Origin of the sequence: Paenibacillus sp. JQZ6Y-1, from assembly GCF_040719145.1 — a bacterium.
GTDB lineage: Bacteria > Bacillota > Bacilli > Paenibacillales > Paenibacillaceae > Saccharibacillus > Saccharibacillus kandeliae.
Genome location: NZ_JBFDUZ010000005.1, coordinates 176,973 through 194,054, shown reverse-complemented (window position 1 = coordinate 194,054; position 17,082 = coordinate 176,973). Strand labels below are relative to the sequence as shown.

At 48.8% G+C, this 17,082-nt stretch carries 15 protein-coding genes; 7 read left to right on the top strand and 8 right to left on the bottom strand.

Annotation, left to right across the window (positions count from 1 at the left end; genetic code table 11):
- Positions 1 to 34 precede the first annotated feature (34 nt).
- Positions 35 to 1,180: a glycerate kinase gene (locus ABXR35_RS20905; protein ID WP_367063993.1), complete on the top strand. Its 1,146-nt coding sequence runs from the start codon at positions 35 to 37 to the stop codon at positions 1,178 to 1,180.
- A gap of 14 nt (positions 1,181 to 1,194) precedes the next feature.
- On the opposite strand, the gene ABXR35_RS20900 is transcribed toward ABXR35_RS20905, so the two are convergent.
- Positions 1,195 to 2,235 carry a CdaR family transcriptional regulator gene (locus ABXR35_RS20900; protein ID WP_367063992.1) on the bottom strand — a complete coding sequence of 347 codons (1,041 nt, stop codon included), beginning with the start codon at positions 2,233 to 2,235 and terminating at the stop codon, positions 1,195 to 1,197.
- A 59-nt stretch (positions 2,236 to 2,294) separates the two neighbouring features.
- Positions 2,295 to 3,209 (bottom strand): phosphatidate cytidylyltransferase, encoded by a 915-nt coding sequence (locus ABXR35_RS20895; RefSeq protein WP_367063991.1) that lies wholly within the window; start codon positions 3,207 to 3,209, stop codon positions 2,295 to 2,297.
- A gap of 121 nt (positions 3,210 to 3,330) precedes the next feature.
- Here ABXR35_RS20895 and ABXR35_RS20890 point away from each other — a divergent pair, with 121 nt between their 5' ends.
- Positions 3,331 to 3,876, top strand: coding sequence for a hypothetical protein (locus ABXR35_RS20890; protein WP_367063990.1), 546 nt, complete (start codon positions 3,331 to 3,333; stop codon positions 3,874 to 3,876).
- A gap of 101 nt (positions 3,877 to 3,977) precedes the next feature.
- Here the strand turns inward: ABXR35_RS20890 and ABXR35_RS20885 are convergent, their stop codons facing one another.
- Complete coding sequence (locus tag ABXR35_RS20885; RefSeq protein WP_367063989.1) at positions 3,978 to 4,757, bottom strand: isocitrate lyase/PEP mutase family protein; 780 nt, start codon at positions 4,755 to 4,757, stop codon at positions 3,978 to 3,980.
- Positions 4,758 to 4,958: 201 nt separating this feature from the next.
- Here ABXR35_RS20885 and ABXR35_RS20880 point away from each other — a divergent pair, with 201 nt between their 5' ends.
- Positions 4,959 to 5,609, top strand: coding sequence for a hypothetical protein (locus ABXR35_RS20880; RefSeq protein ID WP_367063988.1), 651 nt, complete (start codon positions 4,959 to 4,961; stop codon positions 5,607 to 5,609).
- 156 nt (positions 5,610 to 5,765) lie between these two features.
- On the opposite strand, the gene ABXR35_RS20875 is transcribed toward ABXR35_RS20880, so the two are convergent.
- The 5 genes from ABXR35_RS20875 to ABXR35_RS20855 all read right to left on the bottom strand — a co-directional run bounded on the left by ABXR35_RS20875 (position 5,766) and on the right by ABXR35_RS20855 (position 10,949).
- On the bottom strand, positions 5,766 to 6,821 hold the full coding sequence (locus tag ABXR35_RS20875) for a bifunctional transcriptional activator/DNA repair enzyme AdaA (RefSeq protein WP_367063987.1): 1,056 nt from the start codon (positions 6,819 to 6,821) through the stop codon (positions 5,766 to 5,768).
- A 205-nt stretch (positions 6,822 to 7,026) separates the two neighbouring features.
- Entirely contained in the window at positions 7,027 to 7,437 is a 411-nt protein-coding gene (locus tag ABXR35_RS20870) for a DUF6843 domain-containing protein (protein WP_367063986.1), read from the bottom strand.
- A gap of 249 nt (positions 7,438 to 7,686) precedes the next feature.
- Positions 7,687 to 8,580, bottom strand: coding sequence for a diacylglycerol/lipid kinase family protein (locus ABXR35_RS20865; protein ID WP_367063985.1), 894 nt, complete (start codon positions 8,578 to 8,580; stop codon positions 7,687 to 7,689).
- Positions 8,581 to 8,853: 273 nt separating this feature from the next.
- Complete coding sequence (locus tag ABXR35_RS20860; protein ID WP_367063984.1) at positions 8,854 to 10,272, bottom strand: sensor histidine kinase; 1,419 nt, start codon at positions 10,270 to 10,272, stop codon at positions 8,854 to 8,856.
- Positions 10,272 to 10,949: a response regulator transcription factor gene (locus tag ABXR35_RS20855; protein ID WP_367063983.1), complete on the bottom strand. Its 678-nt coding sequence runs from the start codon at positions 10,947 to 10,949 to the stop codon at positions 10,272 to 10,274. The genes ABXR35_RS20860 and ABXR35_RS20855 overlap by 1 nt, the downstream gene beginning before the upstream one ends.
- A 548-nt stretch (positions 10,950 to 11,497) precedes the next feature.
- Between ABXR35_RS20855 and spo0A the strand changes: the two genes are divergently transcribed.
- From spo0A to ABXR35_RS20835, 4 genes are all read left to right on the top strand, one after another.
- Positions 11,498 to 12,334, top strand: a complete 837-nt coding sequence (gene spo0A, locus ABXR35_RS20850; protein ID WP_367063982.1) for a sporulation transcription factor Spo0A — start codon at positions 11,498 to 11,500, stop codon at positions 12,332 to 12,334.
- Positions 12,335 to 12,836: 502 nt separating this feature from the next.
- The gene (locus ABXR35_RS20845; RefSeq protein ID WP_367063981.1) at positions 12,837 to 13,652 is read left to right on the top strand and encodes a polyphosphate polymerase domain-containing protein; all 816 of its coding nucleotides are present in this window, start codon (positions 12,837 to 12,839) and stop codon (positions 13,650 to 13,652) included.
- Complete coding sequence (locus tag ABXR35_RS20840) at positions 13,645 to 14,337, top strand: DUF4956 domain-containing protein (protein ID WP_367063980.1); 693 nt, start codon at positions 13,645 to 13,647, stop codon at positions 14,335 to 14,337. The genes ABXR35_RS20845 and ABXR35_RS20840 overlap by 8 nt, the downstream gene beginning before the upstream one ends.
- Positions 14,338 to 14,475: 138 nt before the next feature.
- The gene (locus tag ABXR35_RS20835) at positions 14,476 to 16,863 is read left to right on the top strand and encodes a carbohydrate-binding domain-containing protein (protein ID WP_367063979.1); all 2,388 of its coding nucleotides are present in this window, start codon (positions 14,476 to 14,478) and stop codon (positions 16,861 to 16,863) included.
- Positions 16,864 to 17,082: the final 219 nt, after the last annotated feature.

Here is a 17,082-nt window from a genome sequence, read left to right as displayed (position 1 = left end):
CAGAGAGATCATACTAGGGACGGAGTGGAGAGAGATGAGCGAAAAGACATTTGTACTGGCACCAGACTCATTCAAGGAAAGCATGACTGCCAAGCAGGTATGTGTGGCGATGGAAAAAGGGCTGCGTCACGTGTTCCCGCATGCCAACTATATTCATGTACCGATGGCAGATGGTGGCGAAGGAACAGTGCAATCGCTAGTGGATGCGTCTGGTGGCAAGATGATGCAGCTGGAAGTTAGTGGACCGCTCGGTGAACCAGTATTAGCAAGCTATGGCATTCTAGGCGATGGACAGACAGCAGCGATTGAAATGGCATCGGCAAGCGGGCTGCATCTGGTGCCGCGTCAGCAACGAAATCCGTTGATTACGTCCACCTATGGTACGGGGCAGCTGATCCTTGCTTGTTTGGAACAGGGGATTCGCAGCATTATTATCGGCATTGGCGGCAGTGCGACCAATGATGGAGGCGCTGGGATGGCGGAAGCGCTCGGTGTCCGTTTGCTGGATGAGCAGGGGCAGGTATTACCGCGTGGCGGTGCAGCGCTAGCACATCTGGATCGTATCGATTGCAGTGGATTGGATCAACGGTTGCAGCAGACGGCATTGATCGTTGCCTGTGATGTGAGCAATCCGCTGTGCGGCGAGCAGGGTGCATCGTATGTATTTGGTCCACAAAAAGGGGCGACCCCAGAGATGGTGCGCCAGCTGGATGATAGTTTGCAGCATTATGCGGATGTGATTGGGCAGCAGCTGCACAAGGAGGTACGGGAGCTTCCCGGTGCAGGTGCGGCAGGCGGATTGGGTGCGGGACTGATGACCTTTACCCAAGCGACCTTGCAGCGTGGGATTGATATTGTGATTCAATATACTGGCTTGCAGGAGCAGCTGTCTAAAGCAGATGTAGTCTTTACAGGTGAGGGCGGTATCGACTTCCAGACCAAGTTTGGCAAAACACCGCATGGTGTCGCGCAAGCGGCAAAGGCAGCAGGCAAGCCAGTCATTGCGATTGCTGGTTATGTGGGCGAAGGGATCGACACGCTGTATGAGGAAGGCATTGATGCTGTATTCGGCATCGTACCGGGAGCAGGGGAGCTAGAGCAACTATTGCAGCAAGGACCTGCCAATGTAGAGCGCACAATGGAAAATATCGGTCGTACACTGAAGCTATCGTTAGGATAATATCAGCCTGCTCATTATGGTGTCAGATACATGGATAGCAATCCATGCGTCAGCTCGATCAATTCCAGCCATTGCCGTGGATCGCGTCCGGTAATGGCTTGGATGCGTTTCAGTCGGTATTGTAGGGTGTTGCGATGAATGTTCAGAGCCAACGCCGTATCATGAATGCTGCCATTATGAAAAATAAAGCTACGTAGCGTGAGCAGCAGATCCGCATGTTCTTCCAGCTTGGCAACGGGATTGTGGGTCGCCGTTACCGCTTGTCCAAACTGGATAATGAATTGTAGCTGATCATAGGTAGCAAACGAAGTATCTGGTTGCAGCGCCAGTAGGACATTCATCGTATCCTGCGCCTGTGCATAGCTATGGGCAATCAGTGATTCGGGGCGTCCGGCTGTGAGTTGGGCTTGAGGTTGCTGCATCCGCAGCGTATCTAACAGGGACGGCAATTCTGCTTCATTTTGTACGAAGATCAGCTGCATATCGTCCTGCTCGCCTGTTTGAAATGAAGGGAATTGCAGCAGTACGCGTGCGGTTGGTTCATCTAGCTGTAGGCGGCGGACAAGCAGGACGGTCGTGCGAAGCAGCAGGTCCAGTCCGTATTCTGCTGCTTCGCGTCGCATACGCGGCGGATAGGCAGAGCCGGTATAGCGCAGCAGCTGCTCCAAAAACGCTTTTTTGCGGTTCGCTTCATGTGCGAGACTTTCCAAACGGCTGCGCTGCTCAATCAGCAGTGTGACCGTAGTGCGTACCAGATTGCAAAATGGACGGACTTCGTCCGGTTCGCCGCTAATGCCAATCACACCAATGCGCTGACCGTTGATCACGATCGGCTCATTGGTGCCTTTTTTCTCCAGACGACCATCCTGCCATACTTCAACCATCGTACCGGTTTGCAGTGCAGCAACCGCGCCTTGATGGACGGAACCGATGCGGCGGGCGTTACCGCTACCGATGATAATGCCCTGCTCGTTCATAATATTGATGTTGTACGGAATGTCCTGCATCATTTTGTCGACGATATCCTGTGCCTGTCTGTCTGAGAGCTTGTACATCTTCAGCCTCCTGATTGGTCATCCGGGTTGTGCATCTGAACAAAGTATAGATTCTTTTTTTACATAAAGTCAAAGACATATCGCACAACATGGAAAAAGACCGGTGCTGTATAGGTCAGACTGTCCACGCGACTAAGATAGCTTTCCTTGAGCGCTTCGGCTCTGCCACTGTCACCGATAAGCAGATCCCGCTTCAGCACGGAAATCGTCAAACTACCGAAAAAGCCCGCCAGACTGATCAGCGCCGCGATGATGAACGTAAAGCCTGTTCCAAACGGCGTTAAATACGGATGAGCGATATACGCTGCTGCCAACGTCGCCACAAATCCACAGGCAAAGCCTTCCCATGTGAGATGCGGATTGGAGGTGGGAACGATTTTGTGTTTGCCGATATACATGGATGCCACGTAATGCACCACATCGTTCAGCTGGGTCAGCAGCACGAGGAACAGCACCAGTCTGCCGCCATATTGTGGCGTTGCAAATGGGAAATATGCCAGATGGCTCAGACCGAATACCATTAGCATCAAGCCCCACTGGGTCGAGCTAACACTGCGTAAGAAGCCACCAGTGCCTTTGTTAATCAGGCGTGGCAAAGGCAACAGCAGGAATACATAGATTGGAATAAACACGATAAACATGCCATACCAGCCGATATAGATCCAGTAAAATTGCAGCGGAATTGCCAGATACGACCACAGAAACAGCCGCCGATCTGCCTTGCGCGTGCGAATCATTGAGTAGTATTCCTTGAGGGCAAAGAAGGTCAATACCATCAGGGAGAGTAGTGATACAATCTGGTTGAACAGCGTGGCTAGACAGAAAATAAAGAACATGCCCCACCATGTTTTGATACGTGTACCGATCAGTCGGTAATCGCGTTCTGGCTGGATTTTGCCAATGATTATGTAGACAAGCTGGACGATCAGTAAAGCTGTAAATACGAGAATGAGCGTAAGCAAAGACGCGCTCATATGCTACCACCGCCTATTAAGAAGTAAGATTGCTCTGTCGTATCAAATATGTCGCAGCAGACAGAGGTTCCTATGTTATTATGAAGGAATAATGCCAACTTGATAAGAGGGGAATTGCAGCATGAACGAGGAACAATCCGTTTATATTTTGCTGACGAATACAGGCACGCTGTTCACACGTATGATTCAGCTGTATACGAAGGCACCTTACAACCACGCATCGATCTCGTTTGACCGTGAATTGAGCGAACTGTACAGCTTCGGACGCAAGCAGCCGAAGAATCCGCTGAACGGCGGTTTTGTCAAAGAAAATATCCAGACTGGTACATATAGCAAGTATCCCAATACGACTTGTGTAATCTATGAACTCAAGGTAATGCCGCGTGAAGTCGAAAAAATGAAGCGAGTGCTGCATATTTTTATCCGCAGCAGTCAGAAGTATGGTTATAATCTGCTTGGTGTGATTGGCGTGGCTATTCAGGAACCGGTGGAGTTTAGCAACTCCTATTTCTGCTCGCAATTTGTAGCAGAGATTCTGCATCGTTCTGGCATTAAGTTGTGGAGCAAGCTGCCTGCACTGGTGACGCCGGAGGATTTGCGCAGCAGTGAGCGATTGCGACTAGTATATGAGGGCAAGCTAAGTGAATATGAGCCGGAGGCGATGTAGCCCCCGGCTTTTTCTTTTGCATGAGATGGGTAGAAGATAATTATGAAATGAATCATGACACTGCATATGTTATTTATACGTTGTTACTTGTATCCATAAGGTTATTTCACAAGCGGCAAATCGTATATCTGTTGTGCCATTTGCTTCAGCGTCTGCAAGGCTTGCAAATACGGTGCAGGTCCATAGCTTATGCGTGCAACGCCACATTGCGCCAATGCGTTCCAATCAGCTTCGCTGTTCACCATGACATTAATCGGTAACGGAGATTGCTTGCAAAGTGCTTCAATCAATGCCAAATCACTCAGACCCGGTACAAACAACCCATTCGCTCCCGCTTCTGCATACGCCTGCGCACGTTCAAGGGCTTGGTCAATATGTTGGATGGAATGAGCATCCGTTGGATTTTGGAAAAAGAGATCAGTCCGTGCATTGATAAACAGTTGCCCATCATGCAGATTCCCAGCATAGCGTGCTGCTCGCAAGCGTTCACTCTGCTCGGTTATGGAATACAATCCCTGCCCATCCGGCAAGCGGTCTTCCAGATTGATGCCGACGGCTCCATACGCGATCACTTGTAATACATGGCGACCAATCATGTCAGGATCAACGCCATATCCACTTTCGATATCAATCGTTACGGGTGTATGCGTAACACGGCATATGTGTTGTACATTCGCCAGCACAAGCTCCCATGCTAATTGCTCGCTATCCTCGTAACCATGCGCATGAGCGACTGCCCAGCTACCGGTAGCCAGCGCTTGTGCTCCCGTCTGCTCTACCGTGATGGCGCTGCCTGCATCCCAGACATTCATGAGGATGAGCGGCTGCCCTGGAATATGAAGTTTGTGAAATTGTTCGGTTTGTACGGCAAAAGTGTTCATAGAATCATTCCTCTCTTTTCTGTATGAGTATAGCTGTAGTATATCGCTTGTTTGCACTCGTCATCGCCGAAAATCAGGCACGGATTCTTTTCGCAGAGGTGATTTTAATTCCAATAATTAGAAAATATTCGTTTCGCTGAGGTGAGGAGGGTTAATAGTAGCCTATCAGAACATAACTCATCTTAGAGGAGCGAATACACGATGATGAAGAAAATTCAGGTGATTGCGCTGGCTTCTATGCTGGTATCCGCGGGTGCGGCAGTACCTGCTTTTGCAACGACAGGTGGTACGGGCGGAACAACAGGAGGAACAGGTACAGGAAGCACAGGCATCGGAACGGATGCTGGAGCAGGTACCGGTGGAACAACTGGCGGTACGACAGGAACCGATGGCACTGGCGGTACTACGGGAGGCACAGGCGGCACGATGGGAACGGATGGAACCGGAACGACTGACGGCTCAATGGGCGGTACGACCGATTCGACTGGGAGTACGACCAATCCCGCGGGAACGACAACGCCGGGAACAGGAACGACAACCGATCCATCTGGCACCACCAATGGAACAGGCACCACGACCGATCCGGCAACAGGTACAGGCACTGGAACAACCGATTCGACCGGAACGATGGGTACAGATAATGGAACGGGAACAGGTAGTACAGGAACAACCGGTACAACGGGGACTACTGGCACGACCGGTTCAACCACCGGAACAACTGGCGATACGATGAATATGAATGATATGGACGACATGGATAACGGCAGCAGCGGCAAATGGGGCTGGTTTGGTCTACTGGGTCTCGCTGGACTATGGGGATTGATTCCGAAACGTGAGCGTCCGAATCGATAATCACTAGATGAAGCAAGCATGTATAAGAGTGTAAAGATACGGCAATGATATAAATAGACCCGACAGGCAAAGAGAAGCATCTCTTCTTGCCAGTCGGGTCTATTTGTCTGTGCATATACATGTGAGTATTTGAATAGTACGTCTATATTTATATCGTTAAGATATTGTATTATGCCGACTCTCATGATTGAGCAGCCAATCCTTACGGGTCAACCCTCCCGCATAGCCACCAAGCTCGCCACTGGAGGTGATGACGCGGTGACAAGGGATGATGATCGCCAGCTGGTTGGAGCCGTTGGCGCGAGCGACAGCACGAGAAGCAGTCGGTCGACCAAGCTGTATAGCGATGCCTTGATACGAGCGTGTTTCGCCAACCGGAATCTGCATGAGCTGCTGCCACACACTTTGTTGAAAGGGCGATCCGATCATACGAATCGGAGTAGAGAAATGCAGAGAGGTTCCGGCAAAATACTGCTCCAGCTCCTGCTCGATAGATTCGATCACATCGTTCATGCCGGGGATAATCGCTGAGCCTGTACGTAAACGCAATCGTTCCACCTCGCGCTCCAAGCCTCGCCGATCTACAAACTCTAGCAACACCAGCGCCTGCTCGTCGGCAATGGCAATCATCGGACCGAGCGGCGTATCCAGCCATGCTGCTTTGAGGATATGCTGATCATTCAGCTTGGTTGGCGCATCGCCCATAATGCGGGCAAACGCATCGCGAAAGCCGCTGCCCGATTCATAGCCGGTATACAGCTGGCTGTCGATCACGCTTTGACCGGAGCGAATTTGCTTGAGCGCTAGCCCCATACGGCGAGCACGCGCATATTCTACAAAGGTCATGCCAAACCGCTTTTTGAACTGACGGCGTGCGGTCGATTCGTCGATAGACAATGCGCGGAAATCTTGCGTATTCCAGCGCTTTTCCGGGTTGTTTTCCACAGCTTCCACCAGTGTACGAATGACATCGGACACATGATTAGGATGCGACAGTGGACGACAGCGCTGGCAAGGACGGAAGGATGCCAGTAGCGCTTGCTGTGCATTGTCAAAAAACTCACAATTTTCAAATTTTGGCTTGCGCGCCGGACAGGTAGGGCGGCAGAAAATGCCGGTCGTTTTGACACCTACGTAGAACAATCCTTCATATTCTGTATTTTTTGAAATCAGCGCCTGATAGTATTCCTGCTTGCGATCCAGTGCAATCATGTTCATACGTCCTTTCATGTGGAAGCTTGAGTATACATGTAGTATATCGTCTGCCTGACATATTCATCGCCGAAAATCAGGCATTTATTTTTTTGTTGGGTATGTAGAAAGTGTAATGAACATATTCTATATAGTATAAAAAACACTAGCACAAGTAATAAGAAATTTACATGTACTAGTGTTTGGGTTGAAAGCTGAATATTTACTACTGAACATCATCTTTTGAGCCTACAAAAAATTGAATAGTTTCGTTTATATTTTTTCCATTGTCGTTTCCTGACTGAGTATGAAGGTTGTGAATGACATTTTGAATATCATCTATTTTTTCTCTGTTTCCATTCTTGTCTATAAAGTAATAGTCGATTGTGCCAGTTTTATTGGAGTCTGATGTTGAAACCTTACCTGTATCTGGAATTTGAACGATAGCATCTTTTCCTTCATATTTCAAAGGGGCAGCTCCTTCTTGTTCAAAAACAATGTCGACTTGTCCAGTATAGTTTTGTGGAATTAAAAAGATATAATGTTGACGCTCTTGTTTGAAAACAAAGAACAAAGATACTACAGCAATAATAACAATAGCAAAAACTAAAATACCAATTCTATTTTTTCTACTCATATTTATCCTCTTTCTCTGTTTTTTAATTCAATACATACACTTTAGCATCATAGTTTAATTCTATGGAACAGTCAGTTAATATTACAAAATAAAAAAAGTAGGGGAGTAATCCCCTACTTTCGTATTTACATATAAGTCAAAATCCACATGGCTAATCAAGTGGTTTCATCTTTATTTTCCATACTGAGATATAATCAGGACAAAAAAATGAAAGAACCTAGATTCATCTCATTCTTCTGTTTCGCATCACTACGCCGTCTCCGGCACAATCACTTCCACATGTGCTGGCAAAATGTGCATGTTAATCGGTAGTGTCGGTCCTTCCTCACCATCTACATTAGTACGTACCGGCTCCGTAGAGCTGACCGTAATCTGACGAGCGGTAAAGTAAGTCACGTCCTGATGATCCTTCAGGTTGCCTAGCAGCAAGGATGTGCCGACAGCAAGCGTGTTGAATAGATTCAGGTTGTGAATAATGAAGCCGTGCAGCAAGCCGTCATCCACCTCGGCATCCGGGGCGATCTTTTCAAAACCACCAACTGAGTTGGTCAGGGTAGCGATAAATAGTGGCGATTCGCCGGACCATGTTTGTCCATCGTATTCGATCACAAGTGGCGAAGCAGAGCCACCGATCAATTCGCGGAATCCTTCACGGAAATAGGCAAAGGCGCCAAGCTTGGATTTGTCCTCGGAGGTAACGGACGATAGCGATTCTGCCATCGAACCGGCTGCTACCACATTGGCAAACAATTGATCGTTCAATCGCGCCATATCGACCTTGCGCCGATTGGAGGACAACAGGGTGCGGATGGCTTCATCCGTATTAAGCGGAATATTCAAGGCACGGGCAAAATCGTTCACCGTACCGAGCGGAATCACACCCAGCTGCGGGCGGTGCTGCTGATCCAACAATCCGTTAATCGTCTCATGCAGCGTGCCGTCGCCACCGATGGAGATGACCAGATCGAAGCAGTCCGCACATGCGGACGCGCAATATTTGGTCGCATCCAGTTCTTTGGCGGTTTCGTTAATTACGACATCGTATCCAGCTTCGTCGCGTAGAAGCTGTTCAACCTTTTCCACATATTGTTGTGCCTGCTCCTTACCGGAGGAGGGATTGATAATAACCATGGCTCGCTTCACAGGGAATGTTCCTTTCTATTGTAAAATGGGATAAGTATCTCAAATGGTTTGTATCGAATACCGTATGACATTGAAGTACCATCAGGCAAGATTGAACAATAAGCCGAGATTGAAAAGGGTAATGTCATCTTGGCGGAATCACCGCATGTATTATATACCCCAAAACAAAGGCTCTGCTGTAGGTCCAGCAGAGCCTTTTTGTAAAATTATTACTAACTATCTGAACGAAGCGTGAGGGTGAACAGTCAACCGAAGTGGAAGCTTGGCTCCGACTTAGGATTGTGTCTGCATATATACGTAAAAGGTGGTGGATTGACCAACAACGCTGGTCGCTTCGATCTTTCCTTTATGCTGCTCTACGATTGATTTGGCAATGGCTAGACCGAGTCCGTGACCGCCCAGCTTGCGCGCACGCGACGTATCTGTGCGATAAAAGCGGTCGAAGATGCGAGGCAGATGTTCGGCAGCGATACCGTCACCGGTATTCGTAACCGACAGCACCGCCTGATTGCCTTGGCGGTGTAGCGTTAGCTTGATGTCGCCGCCTGTATTGCAATATTTGATCGCATTGTCCAGCAGGATCATAGTCACCTGATGGATTTGCTGGCTGCTGCCCTCGACTACCAGACCTGGCGTAATATCATAGTCCAATGTCAGGTTTTTCTCGAAAATGACTGCTTCCATCGTCAGAATGATATTTTCCACTGTGTCGCTCAGATCGAAATCGGTGTACATCATCGGGGTACGCGTCTGCTCCATTTCAGTTAGAAACAGCAAATCGCCAGTAAGACGTGCCATGCGCTCGGTCTCGCCTTTGATATAATGCAGCCATTTGGACTGGTTGCGGATCGTATCGTCTGGGTTGGCGAGCAGCACATCGGTATTGGTATTAATGACCGCCAGCGGCGTTTTTAGCTCATGAGAAGCGTCAGCGATAAATTGCTTCTGCTTGTCAAATGCTTCGCGTACTGGCTGAATCGAACGGTTCGCAAAGTACCGACTCGTGAAAAAGAGCAGAATGAGCATCACGACACCGACAGCGGCAAATGTATATACCAGGTTGGTCAAAATATCCTGCCGCGCCGTAATATCCAGAAACGTATACAAATACCCATCGTTGAGCGGCTGGCGGATAAATGTCCAGTCGCTGCCATCCAGCGTGAATTGCCCGCGCTGGCTCCCTTGATCCAGTGCTTCTTTTAAGGCGTTTGTGTATACGCTAGTCTCAATATCGACCTGCGATTTCTGATTGATCACACTACCCGCAGTATCCGTCTCGATCATAAATGCAACCGCACGCTCCGGCGTACCATTCATCATATTGCCATTGGATGGGCTGGTTGCCGTATTCGCATTTGTACGCTGCGTTTCGTCATTCATAGTCAGGCTGGTATCGCTAGTAGTTGTACCCGTCGATGTATCGCCATCCGTACTGGATGTAGAATGGGATGTGGACGGTTCGGTGGTAGAGGTGGAATTGGGATTACTACTGCCATTATTTTGTGAGCCGGGTGGACCTTGTCCGTTGCCAGGGTGCATGTACGATTCAGAAATGCGGCTGATCTCCTGCTGAATATCGTTCTGCACATCCCGATAGGTAATCGTATAAATGGAAGCAAAGGCGATGATCATCAGAATGGAGATGGTCGCCAGATTGAGAATCAGAAAGCGATTGCGTAGCTGCTTAAACATTACTCATTCACCTCAAGTACATAGCCTACATTGCGGATGGTGCTGATCTTGGTTGTCGAATGCAGGAAATTCAGCTTTTTACGCAGGAAGGATACATACACTTCCACATTGTTATGCTCCGCCTCGGAATCAAATCCCCATAGCTTCTCGATAATCTGCTCCTTAGATGTGATCGATTGCTTGCGCACGATGAGCAGCTCCAGCAGTTCCGTTTCCTTCAAATTCAGCTTCATTTCTTTGCCGCCTACGGTCAGCTTGAGATTGGCGGCATTCAGCTCCAGATCGCCATAACGCAGCGAGTCGTCTGGCGGAACCTCACCTTTACGGCGCAGCGCGGCACGAATACGCGCCATTAGCTCCTCGGACGAGAACGGTTTCGCAATATAATCATCTGCGCCATAATCCAAACCAGTCACTTTGTCGGAAGTCTCCCCTTTGGCAGTCAGTAGAATGACTGGTGTAGAATCGCCCTGATTGCGCAGCGTTTTGAGCACGCTGATTCCATCCATTTCCGGCATCATAATATCGAGCAGCAGCAGATCATAAATGCCGCTCTGCGCATAATCTAGCCCAGTCCGACCGTCATGTACAGCGTCTACCGAATAGTTGTGCTTTTTCAAAATCTGCATGAGCGCTTCCGCCAGATGCAGCTCATCCTCCACGATCAGTATTCTCATTGTCGTATCTCCTTCATCTATGCTTATTCCAGCGTATCGCCGGGTACGTGTACATCGGTTGTGTGTAGTATAGCGTTGTAAGCTTTAGCGAACCTTAATGGAATGATAGATCATGCTCATTTCCAATACTCCAAGCAATACTCCAAGCCTTCATACTTCATGGCATCAGATTAGTATCAGCGTATCACAGGTTGTCGTTGGGGTGGAAAGCAAATTCCATCTCGTATGAACCATATCGAGTAGAACATATATCCGCCAAACGATGGTCCAAATTAGTGCGGATAGCACTTTCTGGAAATAAACACTTTCTTTTATGAGTCAAAAGAACTAATATAGTAAATAAGTAGTGGTCTGATTATTGAAAATTCAGAGCAAATCCGGTTCCCATCCTTCACGTATACGCAGCACATCATGTAAGCACTTGTCCATATCGCTCCTGCATTCAGTCATGTTGACAGAATAGGGGATAATACCATCTATTAACAAGGTGTTTGCGCATGATCATCAATGGAAACGGAATCTGGAATGTGCAGAGAGGAGAACATACCATGACGAAAATTCAAGTTTTGATTGCTGACGACAACCGGGAATTTACGTATATGTTGTCGGATTACATTTCCCGGCAGGGGGATATGGAGATGGCGGGTGTCGCTGCGCACGGGGAGGAAGTGCTGCGCATGATGCATATGATGCCGCAGCTGCCGGATGTGCTCATTTTGGATATTATTATGCCGCATTTGGACGGACTTGGTGTATTGGAGCGGTTGCAGGATTGGAAAGGTAAACCGCTACCGAAGATTATTATGCTGACTGCCTTTGGTCAGGAAAATATTACGCAGCGCGCTGTTGAGCTGGGTGCTTCGTACTATATTGTGAAACCATTTGATCTGGAGATGCTGATGAACCGCATTCGTCAGCTGGTGAGCGTTCCAAGTAAAGGAACAGCACCACAGGCTGCACCCACGCGACCGACGCCGCCAGCGATCCATTCCTCGATGGCTACCGCCGTATCGCCGGGAACCGTGCGCAATCTGGAGATCGACATCACCGTTATCATCAACGAAATCGGCATCCCGCCGCATATTAAAGGCTACAAATTTCTGCGCGAAGCGATTGCACTCATTCACCAAAACCCGGGTATTCTCGGCTCTATGACCAAAATCCTCTACCCGCAAATCGCCGAAAAATACGATACCACCCCGCCACGGGTCGAGCGTGCGATTCGCCATGCGATCGAGGTCGCTTGGGCGCGCGGCAATATGGACAGCATTAATAACCTATTCGGCTATGAGGTCCATGCTACTCGCAACAAACCGACCAACAGCGAATTTATCGCGCTGATTGCTGAACGATTGCGTTGGGATCATAGTTTATCGAACACTTGATATAATCCTACTATCAAACCCAATATGGCAATCCCATTACCAATAGACCATATCATGATCATACGATCATCACACCCATACATCAGTACCACCAATCGGCAAATTACCACAATCACCCACATAAAGGTACACCTCAACACTACTCCACCGCGAAAGCAGGAGTAGTGTTTTTTTGTATGCCTGCGATAACTCCGTATAGGTGCGGAATCTATTTTCATGCCGAATCCTTACCTTGTCCGTGTCTTCGCCTTATTCTCTTTCGATGCTATTTGTGCTATTGCTATTCGCGCTATTAATGAAAGAAAATATTCGCTACTTCACCGCATTCGATCCTAATGTAGATGTTTGTAAATTTATTATCGCAATGTAAAACATTTAAGATTCACTAAAGGTTCCCCCCGTAAGATACAAACATAAGCAACAGACACACAGTCAAAACAAACGACAAACGGTCCAAACCATAGAGCACATCGCATCCCACATACGAGAGGAAATGATCCACATGGCTATTGAAGTGTTTAACCGCTACGAAAGCAAATACCTAATGAACACCGCCAAATTCAATGAACTGTACGCTGACCTGCTGGAATATATGGAACTGGATGCGTACAACAAGCAGCACGACTTTTACAGCATTAGCAACATCTACTACGACACACCAAGCAACACACTGATCCGCGAAAGTTTATCCAAACCGAAGTACAAAGAAAAGCTTCGCCTTCGTGCTTACGGTGTACCGGATGCCAACGCCAAAGTCTATCTGGAGATCAAAAAGAAATTCACCGGGCTGGTCAACAAGCGTCGTACGGCGCTGCGATTGGATGAAGCATACGAGTTTGTACGCACTGGTGTTGCTCCTGAACTTCAGGATTATATGAACAAGCAGGTCGTCAACGAAATCAGCTACTTCCTGCGACTGTACGATCTGGCTCCGCGCTTGTATCTCTCGTACGACCGCAAAGCACTGTTCAGCAAGGAAAGCCGCGATCTACGGATCACCTTTGACACTAACATTCGCTGCCGACGCTACGATCTGAAGCTGGAGCAGGGCGATTATGGCGAACAGCTGATGGAACCGGATCAATGGCTGATGGAGGTCAAAGCGGAAAACACCGTTCCCCTCTGGTTATCTAAATTGCTCGGCAAGCACGGGCTGTACCGCACCGGCTTTTCCAAATACGGCAATGAATACAAGAAAATGATCAAACATCGCAACCAACCGACACCGACTCTACCAATTCTCCAACCGGAGCTGGTACCGGTCAACGAACCTGTCATTACTATCCCTACCGAAAAGGAGACGATCCTCTATGCTTGATAGTTTGTTTAGCACCACATTAAGCACCAGCACGACCGACCTCACTCTGAGCGGCGCGCTGATCACCATTCTAATCTCAATTATTCTCGGCGGTATCATCAGCCTAACGTATATGAAAACGAACAAAGCCGGTTTTTCCCAAAGCTTCACCTTAACGATGGTACTGCTTCCCGTCATCGTCGCCATCATTATCCTGCTGATTGGCAGCAATATCGCTAGAGCATTCAGTCTTGCTGGTGCCTTCTCGATTATCCGTTTCCGCAGTGCTCCCGGCGATCCGAAGGACATCGCATACGTCCTGTTCACAATGGCAGCTGGTCTGGCAGTTGGTACCGGATATTACGGTTACGCAGTCCTGTTCACGCTGATCCTTTGCGCACTGATGCTTCTGCTCAACCGCTTCAACTTCGGTCGTAAGAAAACCGAGCAACGTATGCTAAAAGTGACCATTCCTGAAAATCTCGGCTACGAAGAAGCCTTTAACGAAGTATTTCACAAATTCGACGTGCAATATGACCTGAAAAAAATCAGAACGACCGAGCTAGGCAGTTTGTACGAACTCGTGTATCTCGTCACCATGAAGCCAACGACGAATCAAAAAGAATTTCTGGACGATATCCGCTGCCGCAACGGCAATCTGGACTTGTCCCTGACGATGAGCCCAACTCCAGTCAACGAATATTAATCATCTACACGCTCCGGCAGTTGAATGTCTCCAAGCGAGATCCACACGCAACCTGCCGGAGCATCATCACAACCTTGACCATGACGCCCCTGATCAATGAGCGATTCATATCAAACGATCCTGAAAGGAAGATGTATTATGAGAAACGTAACCAAACAACCGACCTCCCCGTCCACGAAGAATAAAAAAGGCATTGCCAAAAAAGTGACGTCTGTCTTTTCCGCATTGATTCTATCCGCATCCATCTTGGCAGCATGCAGTACATCGACTGGCGCAACCAGTGCAACGACGAGTGCATTGACCACATCATCGGCAACTCAGATCAGCACATCGACCGTAACGACACCAGTAACGACCACCAGCGCCGATCTAGTTACCTTCAAAGATTCCGATCATACAACGGATTGGAGCGCGGATAGCTCCACCATGATTACACTAAGCGGCAGCAGTGCTTCCGTCTCTGGCGATGGTGCTGAAGTATCTGGCGGCAACGTAACGATCACAACAGCTGGTACGTATGTGATCAGCGGTGAGCTGACCGATGGACAGATTATCGTCAACAGCACAGAAGAAGGCGATGTGCATATCGTTCTGAACGGCATCAATATTACCGACAGCGACAGCGCACCGATCTACATCCAAGAAGCCGACAATGTCATTTTGACACTGCAAGAAGGCACGGAAAATACACTGACCGACGGTTCCAACTATGTATTCGCTGACAGCTCCACGGATGAGCCAAGCGCAGCACTGTTTAGTAAAGCCGATCTGACGATCAACGGCACCGGTATACTGAATATCAACGCCAACTACAAAGACGGCATCACCAGCAAAGACGATCTAAAAATCGTTTCTGGTACTTTCAACATCCAAGCGGAAGATGACGGTATCGTTGGTAAGGATATGGTTGCAGTCGAGAACGGTACATTTACTATTACTGTTGGCGGCGACGGTATCAAATCGACCAATGACGAGGATACAGACAAAGGCTTTGTCGCTATCACCGACGGTACATTTACAATCACTGCTGAGAATGACGGCATTCAAGCGGAAACGGTACTCGTGACCGATGGCGGTACGTACAACATCACAACTGGTGGCGGCAGTGCCAATGCTGAAGCACATACCGAAGAAATGCCGGGTGGCGGCATGGGCGGTGGAATGGGTGGCGGTGGCACACCTCCAACCGGTACACCTCCGGGTAGCACCGACACAACGACATCCAGCAACACCAACACATCGGCAGCAGCAACAGATAGCAGCGTAACAACAGCCAATGCGACAACAACAGCTGCGAATGTAACGACAACGGCAGCCAGCACATCGGCAGATTCTACAGCAACAGATACGACTACAACCGAAGAATCATCCGACAGTGCCAAAGCATTGAAAGCTGGAACCGATCTGGTCATCAACGGCGGTACGTTCACTGTGGATGCCAAAGACGACAGTGTACACAGTAACGGCACGGTAACGATCAATGGCGGCGACCTGACACTGGCAACTGGCGATGATGGTGTACATGCTGAATCGACACTGAGTATCACTGACGGTACAGTGAACATTGCGAAAAGCTATGAGGGTCTGGAAGGAACTACGATTGCAGTCTCCGGCGGCGAAACGCATGTTGTAGCAAGCGATGACGGTGTGAATGCTTCCGAAAGCGACACAATGACAACGACCGATGCGACAACGACGAACGAAACAGCAGCAGCCAGCACTGATACATCGGTCGTAACGGCGAGCACAAATGCTACAGATGCAGCAGTAACTACAGCCAGCGCAACAACGGATACTGCCAACGTAACAACAGCGAATGCTGCGGCAACCGATACAGCGACAGCAACACAAGCGGCAGGCGGTTTTGGTGGCGGTGGCGGACCACAAGCAGCAGGCAACGCGCTGATCAACATCACTGGCGGTACCCTGTATGTAGATGCAGAAGGCGACGGTCTGGATGCGAATGGTTCGATCACGATGTCCGGCGGTACGGTAGTCGTGAATGGTCCAACATCGAATGGTAACGGTACACTCGACTATGACGGTACCTTTGAAATGACAGGTGGCTTCTTGGTTGCTTCGGGCAGCTCCGGTATGGCACAATCCACTTCCGACGGCTCAACCCAATATTCGGTAGCGATGAGCTACTCCACCACACAGGCAGCAGGCACACTGGTTCATCTGCAAGACAGCGATGGCAATAACATCCTGACCTTTGCACCGGATAAAGACTATCAATATGTCGTTGTTAGCTCTCCTGATCTGAAAGACGGCAGCTACACCCTGTACAGCGGTGGTTCCTCCACAGGTACAGCAACAGACGGACTGTATACGGACGGTACGTACAGCGGCGGTACAGAAGTAGTGAGCTTCGATATTTCCAGCAATGTAACATGGTTGAGCGAATCCGGCGTATCCACTAGCAACCCGAACGGCGGCATGGGTGGAATGGGCGGCGGTGGCGGCAGACCTGGACAACAACAAGGTACAACGAACAGCACCGACACGACGACCGATACCAAGTAAGCAGTAATGTGTACGGAATAGAAGAAACAAACAACACAGGATCATAGTAAAAAAACGACTAGGCAAAAGCCAGTCGTTTTTTTGCTGTATGGTGCAGCAGTATGCTGTCACATGGAATGCCACATCTAATTTCGTTTATGCGAGTGTTGTAAAAGCGAAGCGATATACAGAAGAATGCCAATGATGACTGTCAGCAACAGGTATACCGTTTCCCAGCCG